The sequence below is a fragment of the Candidimonas humi genome (genome assembly GCF_019166065.1).
GTDB lineage: Bacteria > Pseudomonadota > Gammaproteobacteria > Burkholderiales > Burkholderiaceae_B > Candidimonas > Candidimonas humi.
In genome coordinates this window covers 356,093-372,841 of sequence record NZ_JAHTBN010000001.1, presented here as the reverse complement: position 1 = coordinate 372,841, position 16,749 = coordinate 356,093, and the positions used below count along the sequence as shown (strand labels likewise).

Annotated in this window: 6 protein-coding genes; 1 reads left to right on the top strand and 5 read right to left on the bottom strand. The window is 65.9% G+C overall.

The window, feature by feature from the left end; genetic code table 11:
• Positions 1-106: 106 nt before the first annotated feature.
• Complete coding sequence (locus KVP10_RS01610; protein ID WP_217962712.1) at positions 107-8,773, bottom strand: GH36-type glycosyl hydrolase domain-containing protein; 8,667 nt, start codon at positions 8,771-8,773, stop codon at positions 107-109.
• 470 nt (positions 8,774-9,243) lie between these two features.
• Between KVP10_RS01610 and KVP10_RS01605 the strand changes: the two genes are divergently transcribed.
• Complete coding sequence (locus KVP10_RS01605; RefSeq protein ID WP_343218673.1) at positions 9,244-10,533, top strand: glucoamylase family protein; 1,290 nt, start codon at positions 9,244-9,246, stop codon at positions 10,531-10,533.
• A gap of 119 nt (positions 10,534-10,652) precedes the next feature.
• On the opposite strand, the gene pgm is transcribed toward KVP10_RS01605, so the two are convergent.
• The 4 genes from pgm to zwf form a co-directional block, all read right to left on the bottom strand.
• On the bottom strand, positions 10,653-12,326 hold the full coding sequence (gene pgm / locus KVP10_RS01600) for a phosphoglucomutase (alpha-D-glucose-1,6-bisphosphate-dependent) (protein WP_217962710.1): 1,674 nt from the start codon (positions 12,324-12,326) through the stop codon (positions 10,653-10,655).
• Between the two features lie 80 nt (positions 12,327-12,406).
• The gene (gene pgi / locus KVP10_RS01595) at positions 12,407-14,047 is read right to left on the bottom strand and encodes a glucose-6-phosphate isomerase (RefSeq protein ID WP_217962709.1); all 1,641 of its coding nucleotides are present in this window, start codon (positions 14,045-14,047) and stop codon (positions 12,407-12,409) included.
• A complete protein-coding gene (gene tal / locus KVP10_RS01590) occupies positions 14,044-15,177 on the bottom strand; it encodes a transaldolase (protein WP_217962708.1) in 1,134 nt (377 codons plus the stop codon). The genes pgi and tal overlap by 4 nt, the downstream gene beginning before the upstream one ends.
• Positions 15,178-15,336: 159 nt before the next feature.
• Complete coding sequence (gene zwf / locus KVP10_RS01585; RefSeq protein ID WP_217962707.1) at positions 15,337-16,719, bottom strand: glucose-6-phosphate dehydrogenase; 1,383 nt, start codon at positions 16,717-16,719, stop codon at positions 15,337-15,339.
• Between the last annotated feature and the right edge of the window lie 30 nt (positions 16,720-16,749).

Here is a 16,749-nt window from a genome sequence, read left to right as displayed (position 1 = left end):
TTCCGCGATATTTGCCTAATGCAGCGCCGCGAAGACCGTAAACACCTGAACCGAAAATGCGCTAGTAGCCCAAGGACGGCAGGCGACGCTTGCCTGCCGTGGAGCTTCAGTCCGATTCGTCGGCCGCCGGGTGCGGCGCTTCGCCCAGCACGACCTTGGCATTGTGCGGCTGGCCGTCGTCCACCAGCGGCAAGACCTGCTTCTTGCCGCGGGGCAGGGGCGCGCCGTCGAGCTCGACGCGCGTCACGCCGCGGCATACGCCTCGCGGGTTTTCGATGTCTATGGTGTACAGGGATGCGCCGTGGCGGTATTGCAGGCGCAGATTGCTCCAGTCGGCGGGTATGCAGGGATCGATCGACAGCGTATCGCCGCGCTTGCGCAAGCCCAGCAGCCACTCGGTGCCGGCGCGATAGAGCCAGCCCGCCGAGCCCGTGTACCAGGTCCATCCGCCGCGCCGTACGTGAGCCGGTGCGGCATAGATGTCTCCCGCCACCACATAGGGCTCGACCTTGTAGGCATGCACGCCCGCGCGGCTCGAGGCGTGATGGACCGGGTTGAGCATCCTGAACAGGTCGCCGGCGCGGTTGCCGTCGCCCAGCAGCGTGTAGGCGATCAGGCACCAGGCGGCCGCATGGGTGTATTGGCCTCCGTTCTCGCGCACCCCGGGCAGGTAGCCCTTGATGTAGCCGGGGTCGCGCGGCATTTTGTCGAAGGCCGGGGCCAGCAGCAGCACCAGGTCGTCGCCCTGGCGTATCAGGTATTCCTCCACCGACTGCATGGCACGGCGCTGGCGCGAGGCTTCGGCCGCGCCCGAGATCACGCTCCAGGTCTGCGCCAGGGAATCGATGCGGCATTCATTGTCGGAGGACGTGCCCAGCGGCGTGCCGTCGTCGAAGTAGGCGCGGCGGTACCAGGCGCCGTCCCAGGCTTCCTTGCGTATGGCCGCCCGCAGTTCCGACGCATACTGTTTCCAGCGCTGCACGGTGTCGTGTTCGCCTCGGGCCGCCGCCAGCGGCGAGAAGCGCGACAGGGTGTTATGGAGAAACCATCCCAGCCAGACGCTTTCGCCCTTGCCTTCGTGCCCGACGCGGTTCATGCCGTCGTTCCAGTCGCCCGTGCCCATGAGCGGCAGGCCGTGCACGCCGCGCGCCAGGCTGCACTCTATGGCGCGGCAGCAATGCTCGTACAGGCTCGCCGTCTGCGACGAGACCGCCGGCTGGTAGTAGGCATCTTCATGGCCCGGCTCGATCGCCGCGCCTTCCAGGAACGGGATCTGCTCGTCCAGCACGCTGGCGTCACCCGTGGTCGCCATGTACTCCGCGACCACATAGGGCAGCCAGAGGCGGTCATCGGATATGTGCGTGCGCACGCCGCTGCCGCCGGGCGGATGCCACCAGTGCTGCACGTCGCCTTCCGGAAACTGGCGAGCCGCGCTGCGCAGCAAGTGCGCGCGCGCCAGGTCGGGGCGCGCCAGGTTCAACGCCATGCTGTCCTGCAACTGGTCGCGAAAGCCGTAGGCGCCGCTTACCTGATAGAAAGCAGCGCGCGCCCACATGCGGCAGGCCAGCACCTGGTAAAGCAGCCAGCCATTGAGCATGAGGTCGGCCGCGCGATCCGGCGTTTCCACTTGCACCGTGCCCAGGATGCTGTCCCAGTGCCCGGTGACTTCGCCCAGCAGTGCGTCGGGATCCACGTCGCGATAGCGCGCAGCCAGGGCCGCGGCGGACTGCCTGTCGGCCGCCTGGCCCAGCACGAACACCAGCCGCAGGCGCTGGCCCGGGCGTATCTGCACGCCCGTGCGCAGCGCTGCGCACGGGTCCAGGCCCGCGCCGCTGTGCCCGCTGAGCCGCACGCCTTGCGCCAGGGCCGCCGGCGATTCCAGATTGCCGTTGCGGCCGATGAATTCGCTGCGGTCCGCGGTCCAGGAATCGAGCCCCGTGGTCCATTGCACGAAAGCCGTATGGCTGCCGAATTGCATGTTCCATGGGTTGTGCGCATACAGAGTGCCGCTATCGGCATCCATGTCCGTGACTATGAACGGCGCGTCCGCCGCGCGCGAGGTCCCCAGCACCCACTCGACGTAGGCGGTGGCGCTGAGCTTGCGCGTATGCGTGGAGCGGTTCTCCAGCGTCAGCACCGAGATCTTGACGGGATCCTGCCAGGCGACGAACTGCAGCAATTCGGTTGCGATGCCGTTGGAGGCATGCAGGTAGCGTGTATAGCCATGGCCATGGCGGGCGATGTAGCGAGTCTGTTCCAGGCGTATGGGCAGGGCGGTGGGCGTCCAGCACACGCCGCTGTCTTCGTCGCGCAGGTAGAAGACCTCGCCCGGCGCATCGCCGACGGGGTCGTTGGACCAGGGCGTGAGCTGGTTTTCCTGGCTGTTGCCGGCCCAGGTATAGCCCGAGCCCGATTCCGAGGCCAGGAAACCGAGTCCGGGGTTGGCCACCACATTGATCCATGGGGCAGGGGTGCGCTGTCCCTCGCCCAGCACGATCATGTATTCGCGTCCGCGTTCGGCAAAGCCCCCCAGGCCATTGAAGAATTCCAGTTCGGGCAGCGGCTGTGACGCGGGCGCTTGCCCGCTTGCGCTGCCACGCCGATGGGGCAGGGCGGCCGGCGCGGGCTTGAGCGGGCGGCGTTTCAGGCGCGCCAGTTGTTCTTCGAGGCTGCCCTGTTTCTGGCCCGCCAGCACGGCACGCGCGGCGCACTGCAGCAGGTCGATCTCTGCCGGCTCCATCAGGTCCGAACGCAGCACGAATATGCCGCCGCGCGCGGAACCTTCCGGCGCGGACTGGCTGCCCCTGACCATGTTTTCCAGGGATGTCTGCAAGTCCTGGATGTACGAAGCCTTGCGTTCGTTGAGTATGACGAGATCGACGGACAGGCCCTTGCCGTGCCAGTATTCATGGGCGCGCAGCATCTGGCGCACGATTTCCCGGTCTTCCTGCTCGTCCACGCGCAGCAGCACGATGGGCAGGTCTCCCGAGATGCTGTAGCGCCACAGGGCCGTGGCGTTCAAGGTGTTGCGCTTGAGCACTTCGCTGCCCGGACGCAGCGACGCATCCGAGTACAGCACGCGGTTGGCCAGCAACTGGAACAGGTGCGCCTCGTCGGCATCGATGCCCAGATGGTGCAGTCGCACCTGGCCCTCGGTCCAGGCCAGCGTCGAGATGCGTTCGAAGCTGGCGGGGTCGCGGTACTTGTCGGCGAGGTTGATCAGGTCTTCGCGGCTTTGCGCCGTCATGGTGGCGAACAGGACGTGCGCCGTGGCGCCCGGCTCGATCCGGACGCGGGTACGCAGGCTGAGGATGGGGTCGAGCACCGAACCTACGGTATTGGACAGAGGACGCCCGTCGAGTATGGCCACCGGCGTGCGCACGCTGCGCCCGCGCCCCAGGAACCGGGCGCGATCGGTCTCGTAGCCCACGCTGTCCAGGTGGGCGCCGCCGGCCAGGATGTGTGCGGCCCATTGCTGCGGGTCGGACGAACTGCGCGGCCTGCGCATCGCGACCAGGCCCCGTATGTCCGACAGATACTCGGTTTCTATGAACAGATTGGAAAAAGCCGGATGCGCCGCGTCGGCGGCCAGCGGCGCAAGCACGACTTCCGCGTAGGATGTCAGCTCTACATCGCGCGCCTGCTGGTCGGAGTTGGTAATGGACAGGCGCCGGATCTCGGCATTGTCCTCGGGCGAGACCAGCACTTCCAGGGTGGTGGACAGCGCGCCGTCCTGGCGCGAAATGCGCGCCCTGTCTTCCGAAAAGACGACTTCGTAGCGCTCGGGCTCGATGCCCACGGGCTGGTGGGCCGCCGACCATACCTCGCCGCTGGCCATGTCGCGCAAGAACAGATAGCTGCCCCAGGCATCGCAGGTGCTGTCTTCGCGCCAGCGCGTCACGGCCATGCCGTCGCACATGCTGTAGCCCGAGCCCGCCGCGGTAATCATCACGGTATAGCGGCCATTGGAAAGCAGATGAGTGGCCGGCACGGGCTGCCTGGCGGAACGGAATCTGCGGGACACGGGCATGATGGTCTCCTTCGACAGCACCGCGTCGACCGGATCGCGGCGCGGCAAGGCCACGCTGACTTCGCGCGGACAAGGTTCCTGCAACAGCATGTCGGCGGCGCGCACGATGGCCTGGCGGTGGAAGCGATGGCGCATCACGCCATTGAACAGCACGTTGCCCAGGGCCACCAGCGACATGCCCTGGTGGTGCGCCATATACGCGCGTACCGGCGCCGCGCGCTGGCCTTCGGGAATCCGCGCAGGCGTGAAATCGACGGCATCGTAATAGCCGTAGACGCCACGTCCTCCGGCGGCTTCGATCCGGCCGAAGTTTTCTACAGCGGCCGCGGTCTGGTACATCGCCGCCAGCACCGTGGCATACGGCGCGGCGACGAGCTGCTGGCCCAGGCCGCGTTTCAGGCCCAGCCCGGGCACGCCGAAATCCGAATACTGATAGGTCAGGGACCTGTCGCGTACATTGTAGGCCGACTCCGAGATGCCCCAAGGTATGCCCAGCTCTTGCCCGTATTCGATCTGCCGGGCGATGGCCAGCCGGCAGGTCTGGTCGAGCAGGCTGTGGCTGGGCGTATACATGACCAGCGAGGGCATCAGGTATTCGAACATGGATCCCGACCAGGACAGCAGCACGGCGCCCCAGCCCTGGCGGGTCATCGGACGGCCCAGGCGCAGCCAATGCGTGGGCGGCACGTCGCCCTTGGCCACCGCGACGTAGCTGGCCAGCCGCGCCTCGGACGCCAGCAGGTCGTAATAGCTGTTGTCCAGCATGGCTTCCTTGACGCGATAGCCTATGGAAAACAGGCGCCGGTCGGCGTCGTAGAGAAAGCGGAAATCCATGGCGCGGAACAAGCGCAGGCACAGCTCGGACAAGGCATGGAGCCTGGCGCGGGCCGCCTCGGGCACGTCTGCGGCCGCTTCGTCCGCGCTATGGCCCATCTCTGTATCTGCTTCCTCGTTCGCATCCTTGTCCGTGGCTTGCGTCTGTTGTTGGCGGTCCCGCAGGGCTTCTTCATGCAGGTCGATGTCGCGCAAGTGGCTGGCGACGTCGGAGCGGATTGCCCTGGCCCAGGCCAGGGCTTCGCTGCGGTCCGCGTCGCCGCGTTCGTCCGCATTGGTTTGAGCCAGGTCCAGTAGCACCGCGGCGCGTGCGTCCAGGTCTTGCCACAGCGCAGGCCAGTCTCCGACCTCCGCGCCCGCATGGGCCAGCAAGGACTGTTCGAAGTCGTCCAGGCCCTGGTGCAACTGGCTGGGATTGACGGTCAGCGTACGCCGGTCGCTGCGCTCGCCGGGTATCGCGCTGCGCATCAGGCGCACGGAATCGGCAATGCCCTGCAGATGCATGGCTTCGAACAGGGGCCGGCCGGCCAGTTCCGTGCAGGCGCTGGCCAGCGCCAGAAGGTGGCCGGCGAGATTGCCGCTGTCCACGGACGAGATGTATTGCGGCTCCAGCACGCTCAGGTCGCGCGTGTCGTACCAGTTGAAAAAATGCCCGCGGAAGCGCGGCAGCTCTTGCATGGTTCCGAGTGTCGCTTCGAGCCGCTCGATCGTTTCCGCCAGGCCGATCCAGCCGAAGTCGCGCGCCGTCGCGATGGACAGCAAGTACAAGCCAAAATTGGTCGGCGAGCTGCGATGCGCAACCACAGGCTGTGGATCCTCCTGGAAATTATCGGGCGGCAGCGCGTGGTCCTGGGCGGTCACGAAGGTCGAGAAAAAGCGCCAGATGCGGCGCGCAGCCTCGCGCAGTGCCGGTATTTCCTGCGGCGTCGCGGGGCGAGGCTTGGCCGATTCGGGCGGCAGGCTGATCAGGTGCGCGAAAAACGGCGACAAGGCCCACAGCACCAGGAACGGCGCGGCCACGCGCAGATTGGCCGGATCGATCCGCCACACGGCGACGGCGCCGGCGATGGCAATCAGCACCGCCGCGCGCAGAGACCAAGTGAAATGCAGCAGCGACAGACTGGCGCGCAGCCTGGACTGGGCCGAAGTCACCCAGTCCAGCAGCAGGCGGTGACTGACCAGCAGGCGAAACAGGGTGCGGCCGATGGCGTCGAGTGCCAGCCATCCCTTGTGCGCCAGCAGTGTGACGGCAATCGCCACATAGGCGCAGCCGCTCAGCAGGTCGTACGCCACCGCGCGCAAATGGCTGAGCATGGACACGCCCGAACGCGTGGGCAGCAGGCCGTGGCACAAGGACAATATGGCAGGCGCCGCGAGCACCAGCATCACCGATGCCGCCCAGGCGCCTGGCGCGGCATGCGGCAGCAGCCAGCTTGCCAGCAGCAGCGCCACCGTCGCCGGCGCCGACAGCGAGCGGCGCAGATTGTCCAGCATCTTCCAGCGGCCGATGGCGGGAATGGTGTCGCCGCGCAGCCCGAGTATCCAGGGCAGCAACTGCCAGTCGCCGCGCATCCAGCGATGTCCGCGCACGGCCGCGACCTGGTAGTTGGACGGGAAGTCCTCGAAGAACTCGACGTCCGTGACCAGCCCGCAGCGCGCGAATATGCCTTCGAACAAGTCGTGGCTGAGCACGGTGTTTTCCGGAATGCGGTCGGACAGCGCGGCCTCGAAGGCATCCACGTCATAAATGCCCTTGCCCGTATAGCTGCCTTCCTGGAACAGGTCCTGGTAGACATTCGATACGGCGGCGGCATACGGGTCCAGGCCGCAGGGCCCGGAAAACAGCCGCTGGAAGATCGAGCTTTCGCGCGCCGAGGGCAGGGTGGGCGTGACGCGTGGCTGCAGTATGCCGTAGCCCTCGGTCACGCGTTGCGTGTCGTGGTCGATGCGCGGGCGGTTCAGCGGATGCGCGGCCGCTCCCACGAGTTTTCTTACCGCGCCTATCGGCAGGCGGGTGTCGCTGTCCAGCGTGATGACATAGCGTACGCCCCTGGGCGCCCACGCCGGCTTGTCGCTCTGCGTCAAAAAAGACGTGTCTACCGCGCCGCGCAGCAGGCGGTTGAATTCGTGCAGCTTGCCGCGCTTGCGTTCCCAGGACAGCCATTTGCCTTGGGCCGCATTCCACAGGCGGCGGCGATGGTAAAGATAAAAGCGCGGGCTGCCGTCCGGCATCCGGCCGTGGCGGTGATTCAGCTCGTCGATGAGCCGGGTCGCCGTCTCCAGCAAGGGCAGGTCGTCCTCGCAGTCCTCGGTGTCGGCGTCGGCCCAGTCCGACAGCAGGGCGAAGTACACCTCGCCATCGGGATTGGCAAGATAGTGCACTTCCAGGTGGTCGACCTGCGAGCGGATGTCCTTCTCGGAGGTAAGCAGCGTGGGCATGACCACGAAAGTGCGCAGCCGTTCCGGGATGCCTTGCGGCAGTTCCAGCCGGGCCAGGTGGTGCGGAGTGATCAAGCGCATGACGGCCTTGTCCACCAGCAGGGCCGCCAGGTCGGATGCGGGAAAAAAGCCGCACAGGCCCAGTATCCACAAGGCGGCCGAACCTGCGCCGGCCGCCGCGCTCAAGCATAGCGGCACCGCCAGCAGCAGCGCGCTGATCGCCAGGATCAAGCCTATGTAGATGCTTGCGTGCGCGGCATAGGTCTTGAGGCTGCGCTGCCCTATGGACGGGCGAAAGCCGATTTCCCGCTCGAAGCTGTCGCGTCCACTGGAAATCAGGTAATAGCCCGGATCGCCATGGCGCGGGTCCTCGAATTCGGCGCCCGCCGCCATGGCCCGGGCCATGGCGGCCTGGGCCACCTCGAGTTCGGTGAGCTGGCTGCCTGCGGCCAGCACCTCGACCGCATGGCGGTAGCGGTCGCGGGTGATGAAGTCCATGGCGGAATAGCCGGCGCTGCCGCGCAGGCACGCGTCGACCAGGCTGACGCTTTCGAACAGCGATTGCCAGTCGAAGGCCCACATGTCGCGCATGCCGGTGATGATGTTGCGCACCGTCATATTGGCCGCGGCCTGGCTTGCGTGCTCGGCTTGCACCACGCCGTCGACCGTCAGGTGCGAGCGCGCAAGCTCGCGGCTGAGCCATTGCAGCGACACGTCCTGGTAGCGCAAGCGCTGTATGAGCTGTACCGCGAAGGCGGGTTGCAGCGGCCGGCTCACGCGCTCGCGCATCACATCGTCGAGCTTGCCCGTCTTGGCCTGCTTGTCCAGGGCCAGCAGGTCGTCGGCAAGTTCGTCGGCCTGCTGGCGTATCTGCTGCGAGCCGGCGACATAGACGCAAATGCGCCTGAGGTTTTCGATCAGCACGCAACGCAAGGCCAGGGGCAGGGCCCACAGTTCGGCGATGGTCAGCGGCTGCACCTTCTGATAGGCCTGCATGAAGCTGCGCAGCAGCGCCGCGTCGAAGCGGCTGTCGGTGTGCGCCACGAAGGCCCAGGCGATGCCGTAGATGCGCGGATGGCCGCGCAAGGGGCCCTCGGCCAACCTGGGCAGTTTTCTGTATGTGGAGGTGGCCAGTTCGCGCCGCGTCTGCTTGAACTGGTCTTCGATGACCCGGAAATTGTCTAGCAGCCATTCTGCGGCGGGCGTGACGGAGCGCCGTTCATGCGTGGCCCTGGCGATCGCGTCATAGCATGTGAACAGGACTTTTTCGTTTTCCGCCATGCGCCGGACCAAGGAACGCTTCAGGCCCGGCTTGCGGGCGATGCCTTGTGCTTTGGCCAGGCTGGCCGCGTGTTGTTCCAGTCTTTCCTGGCTGAAGAGTTCTGCGCGTACCGGCGGTTCGAACGGGCCGAACCCGCCGGCCGTGTGCCGCCGTTCGAGTGTGCTTGCGATGCTTGAACCCAGCTTCATGCAGATATGGCTCCTTGTCGACCGGCTGCCCGCTGCGCATGGACCGCGCAAACGGGCGGCGTTGGCGTCCGGCCCGCTCGATCCGCACGCTTGAAGTGGCGCTTGCAGCGCCCATGCCGCGCAGCGACTCCTCGCGGCAAAACCAGCTAGTGCCGCGACTTTGCGCCTAATCTGTACGACGCATGCATCCGGATTTAAGTTCACTGACTACCCGGACGGGGCACCCGGTGGCAGGCATAAGCCTGCCCGGCCGCGGCCTTGCGCCGCGGGAACGCGTCATGAACGCGAAAGAAAGCCCCGAACTGTTTGCCGTCGGGCGGCCCTGCGGCACGACAAGGCCATGATGAAGCTCATCCGGCTCGATGCGTGCCGGCCTGGAGGCGCTACGGGAAGCTGCGCGGTATTGCACAGAGACACGATACGGCGCTAACCTGTGCTCTGCAAGCAGGGCAGTCCAGGAGAAGATACACGTGCAATTATCCACCGACGCGGAATTGCGATTGCTCCAACATGAAACTTTCAATTACTTTCTGCATGAGTCGAATCCGGACACGGGTCTGGTGCTGGACAAGACCGCGGCGGATTGGCCATGCAGCATCGCCGCCACCGGCCTGGCGCTGGCGGCCTATCCGGTCGGTGTCGAGGCCGGCTTCATAAGCCGCGCCGAGGCAGCGCAGCGCACCTTGAAAACGCTGCGTTTCTTCCATCGAAGCCAGCAGGGCACCGAACCTGACGCCACGGGCTACAAGGGGTTTTATTACCACTTCCTCGACATGAAGACGGGGCGGCGCGCATGGCAGTGCGAACTGTCCACGATCGACACTGCGTTCCTGCTGGCCGGCGGGCTGACCGCCGCGGTGTACTTCGACGCGGCCGCGCCGGCCGAACGCGAGATCCGCGATCTCGCGCTGCAGCTCTACGAGCGCGCCGATTGGCAATGGGCTCAGGATGGCGGCCAGACGGTGACTCACGGCTGGCGTCCAGAGAGCGGCTTCATCAAGTATCGCTGGGAAGGCTACGACGAGGCGCTGCTGATGTATGTGCTGGGCCTGGGCTCGCCCACACATGCGCTGCCCGCAAGCAGCTACGCCGCATGGGCCTCGACTTACCAATGGAAACACAGCTACGGCTTCGATTATTTGTACGCCGGCCCCTTGTTCACGCACCAGCTCTCACACATATGGATAGACTTCCGCGGCATACAGGATGACTACATGCGCGGCAAGGGCATAGACTACTTCGAGAACAGCCGCCGCGCGACCTGCGTGCAGCAGCGCTATGCCATCGACAATCCGCATGGCTTCAAGCGCTATGGCGAACACTGCTGGGGCATCACCGCCAGCGACGGCCCGGGCCCGGATGTGCGCAAGATCAACGGCGTGGACTGCCAGTTCTACGACTATATCGCCCGCGGCGTGCCCGAAGGCCCGGACGACGGCACGCTGGCCCCGTGGGCGGTGGTCGCCTCGCTGCCGTTCGCGCCGGATATCGTGTTGCCCGCCATCGATTACTTCATCCACGAGGTCAAGCTGAAGGTGGGCAATCCATACGGCTTCAAGGCCACCTTCAACCCGACGCACCCCGAAAAGATCCGTAGCCCTTATGGCTGGGTATCGCGCTGGCATTACGGCCTGAACCAGGGTCCTATCGTGCTGATGATAGAAAACTATCGCAGCGGCAAGCTGTGGGAATGGATGAAAGCCTGCCCGTATATCGTCTCGGGCCTGAAGCGGGCTGGCTTTACGGGCGGCTGGCTGTAACGCCCGTGCTTGCCGGCAGGGACGCAATCCTGGCGCATAAGCGAAGCGCCGGCAACGCCGGCACCCCGCGGCGTCTTGCCGCGCGTTTGATCTTTAGCTGCCCTTAGTGCCCTAGAGCCCTAAGCCCGGCCGCCCAGCGCCCGGTCTACGATGTCCTGGGCCTGCTGCAGTATGTCCCGCAGATGGGCTTTGCCGCGGAAGCTCTCGGCATAGATCTTGTAGATGTCTTCGGTGCCCGACGGGCGCGCGGCGAACCAGCCGTGGCCGGCCACCACCTTCAAGCCGCCTATGGGCGCGCCATTGCCGGGCGCGCGAGTCAGCACTGCCTGCACCGGTTCGCCCGCCAGCGTCGTGGAGCGCACTTGGCGCGCATCGAGCTTGAGCAGGCGGTCTTTTTGCGCCGGCGTGGCCGGAGCCTGCAGCCGGTCGGCATACGGCTTGCCGCAGGAATTCTCGATCGCCTGGTAGAGCTCGGCGGGGTCGCGGCCGCAGCGCGCCGTCATTTCCGCCGAGAGCAGGGCAGGGACCAGCCCGTCCTTGTCGGTGGTCCATACCGAACCGTCGCGCCGCAGGAACGAGGCGCCGGCGCTTTCTTCGCCGCCGAAGCCCAGCGTGCCGTCCTGCAGCCCGGAGGCAAACCATTTGAAGCCGACCGGCACTTCGTAGAGCCTGCGGCCGAGCCGGCTGCAGACGCGGTCTATCATCTGGGTGCTGACCACGGTCTTGCCGACGGCCGCGGCGGCGCTCCAGCGCGGCCGGTAGCTGAACAGGTAGCCTATCATCACTGCCAGGTAATCGTTGGGCGCGAGCAGCCCGGCCGAGCGGGTCACGATACCGTGGCGGTCGTGGTCGGTGTCGCAAGCATAGGCGATGTCGTAGCGTTTTCTCGCGCCGATCAGGCCTTGCATGGCGTAAGGAGACGAAGGGTCCATGCGGATCTTGCCGTCCCAGTCCACCGTCATGAAGCGGAAGGTCGCATCCACCGTCTGGCTGATGACGTCCAGGTCGAGCCGATAGTGTTCGGCGATCGCGGGCCAGTAGTGCACGCCGGCGCCGCCCAGGGGATCGACGCCCATGCGCACACGGGAGCCACGGATCGCATCCATGTCGACGACCCGGTCCAGATCGTGGACATAGGCATGCAAGTAATCGTGCCGGTGGATTGTTCCGCTGCGCAGCGCGCGCTCCAAGGGCATGCGGCGCACGGCCTTGAGCCCGCCGCGCAGGATTTCGTTGGCCTTGTCCTCGATCCAGCCGGTAATGCGGGTGTCGGCCGGGCCGCCGTTGCTGGGGTTGTACTTGAAGCCGCCGTTGTCGGGCGGGTTGTGCGAGGGCGTCACGACGATGCCGTCGGCCAGGCCGCTGCGGCGGCGCCGGTTATGGGTCAGTATGGCGTGGGACACCGCCGGCGTCGGCGTGTATTCTCCGCCCGCGGCGATCATGACCTGCACACCATTGGCCGCGAGCACTTCCAGGGCGCTGTTGCTGGCCGGCTCGGACAGCGCATGGGTATCGATGCCCAGGTACAGCGGGCCGCTAGTGCCGTGCCGCTTGCGGTACAGGCAGATGGCCTGGGTGATGGCCAGCACATGCGCCTCGTTGAAGCTGCGTTCGAACGAGGAGCCGCGATGGCCCGAGGTGCCGAAGGCCACTCGCTGCGAGGCGATCTCGGGATCCGGCGTTTCGCTGTAGTAGGCGGTCACCAGCCGGGCGATATTGCACAGGATGTCTGCGGGCGCCGGCTTGCCTGCCAGCGGGCTGATTTCGGGGGTATCCGGGGCCGATGGTTTCATGGATGGTTCCTTGGCTTCTTTTATTGCGGCGGACGAGGCGGCGTGCCTGTATGGCTGCGCAGCGCGACGCCGCGCGCGGCTCAATCTTTTCTCGACTGCAGGTAGTGGCGGATCAGCGCATTGGTCGAGCTGTCGTGCGCAAGCGCATCAGGCTGGGGGTGTTCGAGCTGCGGGATGACTTTCTCGGCCAGTTGCTTGCCCAGCTCTACGCCCCATTGGTCGAACGAGTCGATGTGCCAGATCGTGCCCTGCGTGAAGACGCTGTGCTCGTACAAGGCCACCAGGCTGCCGAGCGTCTCCGGGTCGAGGCGTTCGGCAAGTATCGTGGTGGTCGGCCGGTTGCCTTCGAAGACCCGGTGCGGCACCAGCTCTTCGGGCGTGCCTTCGGCGCGCACTTGCTCGGCGGTCTTGCCGAAAGCCAGGGCTTCGGTCTGCGCGAACAGATTGGCCATGAGCAGTTCGTGATGCCGGCCCAGGGGATCGAGCGGCCGGCAGAAACCGATAAAGTCGCAGGGCACGAGCTTGGTGCCCTGGTGTATCAGTTGGTAGAAGGAATGCTGGCCGTTGGTGCCGGGCTCGCCCCAGTAGATCGGGCCGGTCTGGTAGTCCACCGGCACGCCTTCGAGCGTCACCCGCTTGCCGTTGCTTTCCATGGTCAATTGCTGCAAGTAGGCCGGGAAACGCTTCAGGTAATTGTCGTAAGGCAGCACGGCCACGCTCTGCGCGCCGAAGAAATTGTTGTACCAGACGGCCAGCAGCCCCATCAGCACGGGCAGGTTGCGCTCGAAAGGCGCGGTACGGAAATGCAGGTCCATGGCGCGGTAGCCGTCCAGCATGGACTGGAAATTGTCGGCTCCGATCGCCAGCATGGTAGACAGCCCTATGGCCGAGTCCATCGAATAGCGTCCGCCGTCCCAGTCCCAGAGGCCGAACATATTGGCGGCGTCTATGCCGAATTCCCGCACGCCTTCCTCGTTGGTCGACACAGCGACGAAATGCCGCGCTATGGCGCTTTCGTCGCCCAGTGCCGCCAGCACCCATTGCCTGGCGCTTTGCGCATTGGTAAGCGTTTCCAGCGTCTTGAAAGTCTTGGAGCAAATGATGAACAGTGTTTCCTGCGGATCTAGGTCGCGCGTGGCCTCGAGGAAATCGCTGCCGTCCACATTGGAGACGAAGCGGAAGCGCATGTCGCGCCGGCTGTAGTGCCGCAGCGCCTCGTAGGCCATCACCGGGCCCAGGTCCGAGCCGCCGATGCCGATGTTGACGACATTGCGTATGGGCAGGCCGGTATGGCCGCGCCAACTGCCGTCGTGGACGCGGCGCGTGAAATCGCGCATCTTGTCGAGCACGGCATGGACCTCGGCCACCACGTCCACGCCGTCGAGCATGACCTGTTCGCCCACCGGCGCGCGCAGGGCGGTGTGCAGCACGGCCCGATGCTCGGTCACATTGATCTTCTGGCCGGTGAACATGGCCTCGATGCGCTCGCGCAGGCCGCAGGCCAGCGCGAGTTCGATGAGCAGCTCCATGGTCTCGTCGTTGACGCGATTCTTGGAGTAGTCCATATAAAGGCCGCAGGCCTGCACGGTGAAGCGCGGACCTCGCCCGGGGTCGTCGGCGAAGAGCTGGCGCAAGTGCAAGCCCTGCATGTTTTCGTGATGCGCGTACAGGGCTTTCCAGGCCGGGCGTTCTTGCAGCGGGGTCCAGGTCGACGCGTTCATGGCTTGCCGCCTCCTGTAGCGCCGCCGCGCTGCGCCGCGCCGCATTTCTGCGCGATCAGGCCCATCAGGTCGTTCCAGGATTTCTCGAAGGCCTGGGCGCCTTCCTGCTGCAGGCGCAAGGACAGGGCATTCACGTCCACGCCGGCGCGGCCGAACTCGACCAGCAGCGCTTCGGCATCGGCGCCGTCGCGCGCAAGTTCGCCACGCAACTGGCCTTTTTCGGCATAGGCATGCAAAGTCTTGTCGGGCATGGTGTTGATGGTGTCGGGCGCGGCCAGGGCCTCGACGTAATAGGTTTCGGGCAGCGCCGGATCCTTGACGCCGGTGCTGGCCCACAGCAGCCGCTGCGGCACAGCCCCCGCGGCTGCCAGCCGCGCCCATTCGGGCGCTGCCATGCGCTGCACATAACTGCGGTAGGTGCGCCCGGCCACGGCAATGCCCAGGCGATTGCGCAGCGACTCGGGCGCGGTTTGCGCCACGGCCTTGTCCCAGCGGCTGATGAACAGCGAAGCCACGGAGTGTACTTTAGGGTCCAGGCCAGCTTCGATCCTGCGGCGTATACCGCGGCAATAGGCGTCGGCCGCCGCCACGTATTGCTCGCAGGAAAACAGCAGGGTCACATTGACCGGAATCCCCGCATAGATGGAATCTTCGATGGCTTGCAGGCCCTCGGGCGTGCCGGGTATCTTGATGAAAAGATTGGGGCAGGCGGCTTGCGCATGCAGCCGTTTCGCCTCTTCGACGCTGCCCCGGGCGTCATAGGCCAGCAGCGGCGAAACTTCCAGCGACACCCAGCCGTCCATGGAATCGCTGGCCTTGTGGGCAGGCAAGAACAGCTCCGCGGCGCGGCGCAAGTCGGCCACCGCCAGCTCGAAGAAAACGGCGTCAGCCGCGTCGCCCGCTGCCGATTTGCGGCGGATATCCTCGTCGTAGGCGCTGCCGTTGCGGATCGCCTGGTCGAATATCGTCGGATTGGACGTCAGGCCGGTCAGGGAAAATTCCTTGCAGTAACGCCCCAGCGTGCCCGAATCCAGCAGGTCGCGGGTGATATTGTCGAGCCAGAGGCTCTGGCCGAGTTCATGCAGGCGACGCGTATTCGCGTTGACGGCGGTCGCTTTGGTAGTGTTCATGGCAGCCTCGCTATCGCTATTTCGATCTCTGTCTTCATCTTAGTCCGTCCGGGCCCAGGATGTTGAGACCCGGATGGCCGCTACAGGTTCCGTATGCCGGTGCACGGGTCTGCAGCGCTCCACAACCCGGCGCCGGCTCGTGGCCTGGGCCGAGCCGGGCTAGCGCTTCGAGTCCGGCGGCTTGGGATCGTGCCAGCCGCCCACGGCGGCGGTAAGCCCCTCGGCCTGTTTCGGCCCCCATGAGCCTGGTTCGTAGGGCAGGGGAGCCGCGCCGCTTTCCAGCAGCGGCGTTACCACGCGCCACGCCGCCTCGATGCTTTCGTAGCGCGCGAACAGCGCGGGATCGCCGCGCAGCGCGTCGCCCAGCAGGCGCTCGTAAGGCGACATCTCGTCGGCCGCCTGGTGATGCGCCGTGAGTTCGACTGTTTCGCCGGCCATGGCTTCGCCGGGCAGCTTGACCCGCGCGCCCACGCAGAGCAGCACGTCGGGGCTGATGCGGAAACGAAAGTAGTTCGAGGGCGTAGTGTCGAATACCGCGTGGCGCAAGGGCTTGAACTTCACCAGAACTTCGGTGGCCGTGACCGGCAGGCACTTGCCCGAGCGTATGAAAAAGGGTACTCCGGACCAGCGCTCGTTGTCGATGGCCAGGCGCAGCGCCGCATAGGTCTCGACCCGAGAGCCGGCGGCCACGCCGGGTTCGGACTGGTAGCCCTGGAACTGCCCGAGCACGGCGTCTTGCGGCAATACCGGGCACATGGCCTGGAAGACCCTGCATTGGGCATCGCGCACCGCGTCCGGATGGCCCGCCGGCGGCGGTTCGGTGGCCAGCAGCGACACCACTTGCAGCATATGGTTCTGGATTACGTCGCGCACCGCGCCCACGCCGTCATAGAAGCTGCCGCGGCCTTGCACGCCGAACGATTCCGCCATGGTGATCTGTATGCTGTCTATATGGTGGCGATTCCATATGGGCTCGGCGAACACATTGGCATAGCGGAAATACAGCAGGTTCTGCACCGGCTCCTTGCCCAGGTAGTGGTCGATGCGAAATATCGACCCGGGCGCAAACGTCTCGGTAAGCATGGCTTCGAGCTTGCGCGCCGTGGCGAGGTCGCGCCCGAAGGGCTTTTCCACGACGACGCGCGCTTCGCCCGCGCAGCCCGATTGCGCCAGGCCGCGCACCACCACGTCGAACATGCCGGGCGGGATCGCCAGGTAGTGCAATGGCCTGCGCGCCTGGCCCAGGGCGGCGCGCAGGCACCGGTAGGTGTCCTGGTCCTGGTAGTCTCCGGATACGTACTCCAGGTGCTCGGCCAGTCCGGAAAACACCTGCTCGTCGATCTGCCCGTGCTGCGAGATGCTGTCGCGCGCGCGCTGCACCAATTTGGCCTTGTCCCATGAGGACCGGCTCACGCCTATGACCGGCATGTCCAGGTGCCCGCGCCGCTGCATGGCATACAGCGCCGGAAATATCTGCTTGTAGGCCAGGTCGCCGGTGGCGCCGAAAAAGACGAACGCGTCCGAGCGTGGGGTTTCAGTCATGCTTGTTCTCCGGGAATTGCCAGTGCGGGC

Excerpts from the sequence above, each read along its gene's own strand:
- pgm (WP_217962710.1), bottom strand. The coding sequence starts at position 12,326 with ATGAAACCATCGGCCCCGGATACCCCCGAAATCAGCCCGCTGGCAGGC.
- KVP10_RS01610 (WP_217962712.1), bottom strand. The coding sequence starts at position 8,773 with ATGAAGCTGGGTTCAAGCATCGCAAGCACACTCGAACGGCGGCACACG.
- zwf (WP_217962707.1), bottom strand. The coding sequence starts at position 16,719 with ATGACTGAAACCCCACGCTCGGACGCGTTCGTCTTTTTCGGCGCCACC.
- pgi (WP_217962709.1), bottom strand. The coding sequence starts at position 14,047 with ATGAACGCGTCGACCTGGACCCCGCTGCAAGAACGCCCGGCCTGGAAA.
- tal (WP_217962708.1), bottom strand. The coding sequence starts at position 15,177 with ATGAACACTACCAAAGCGACCGCCGTCAACGCGAATACGCGTCGCCTG.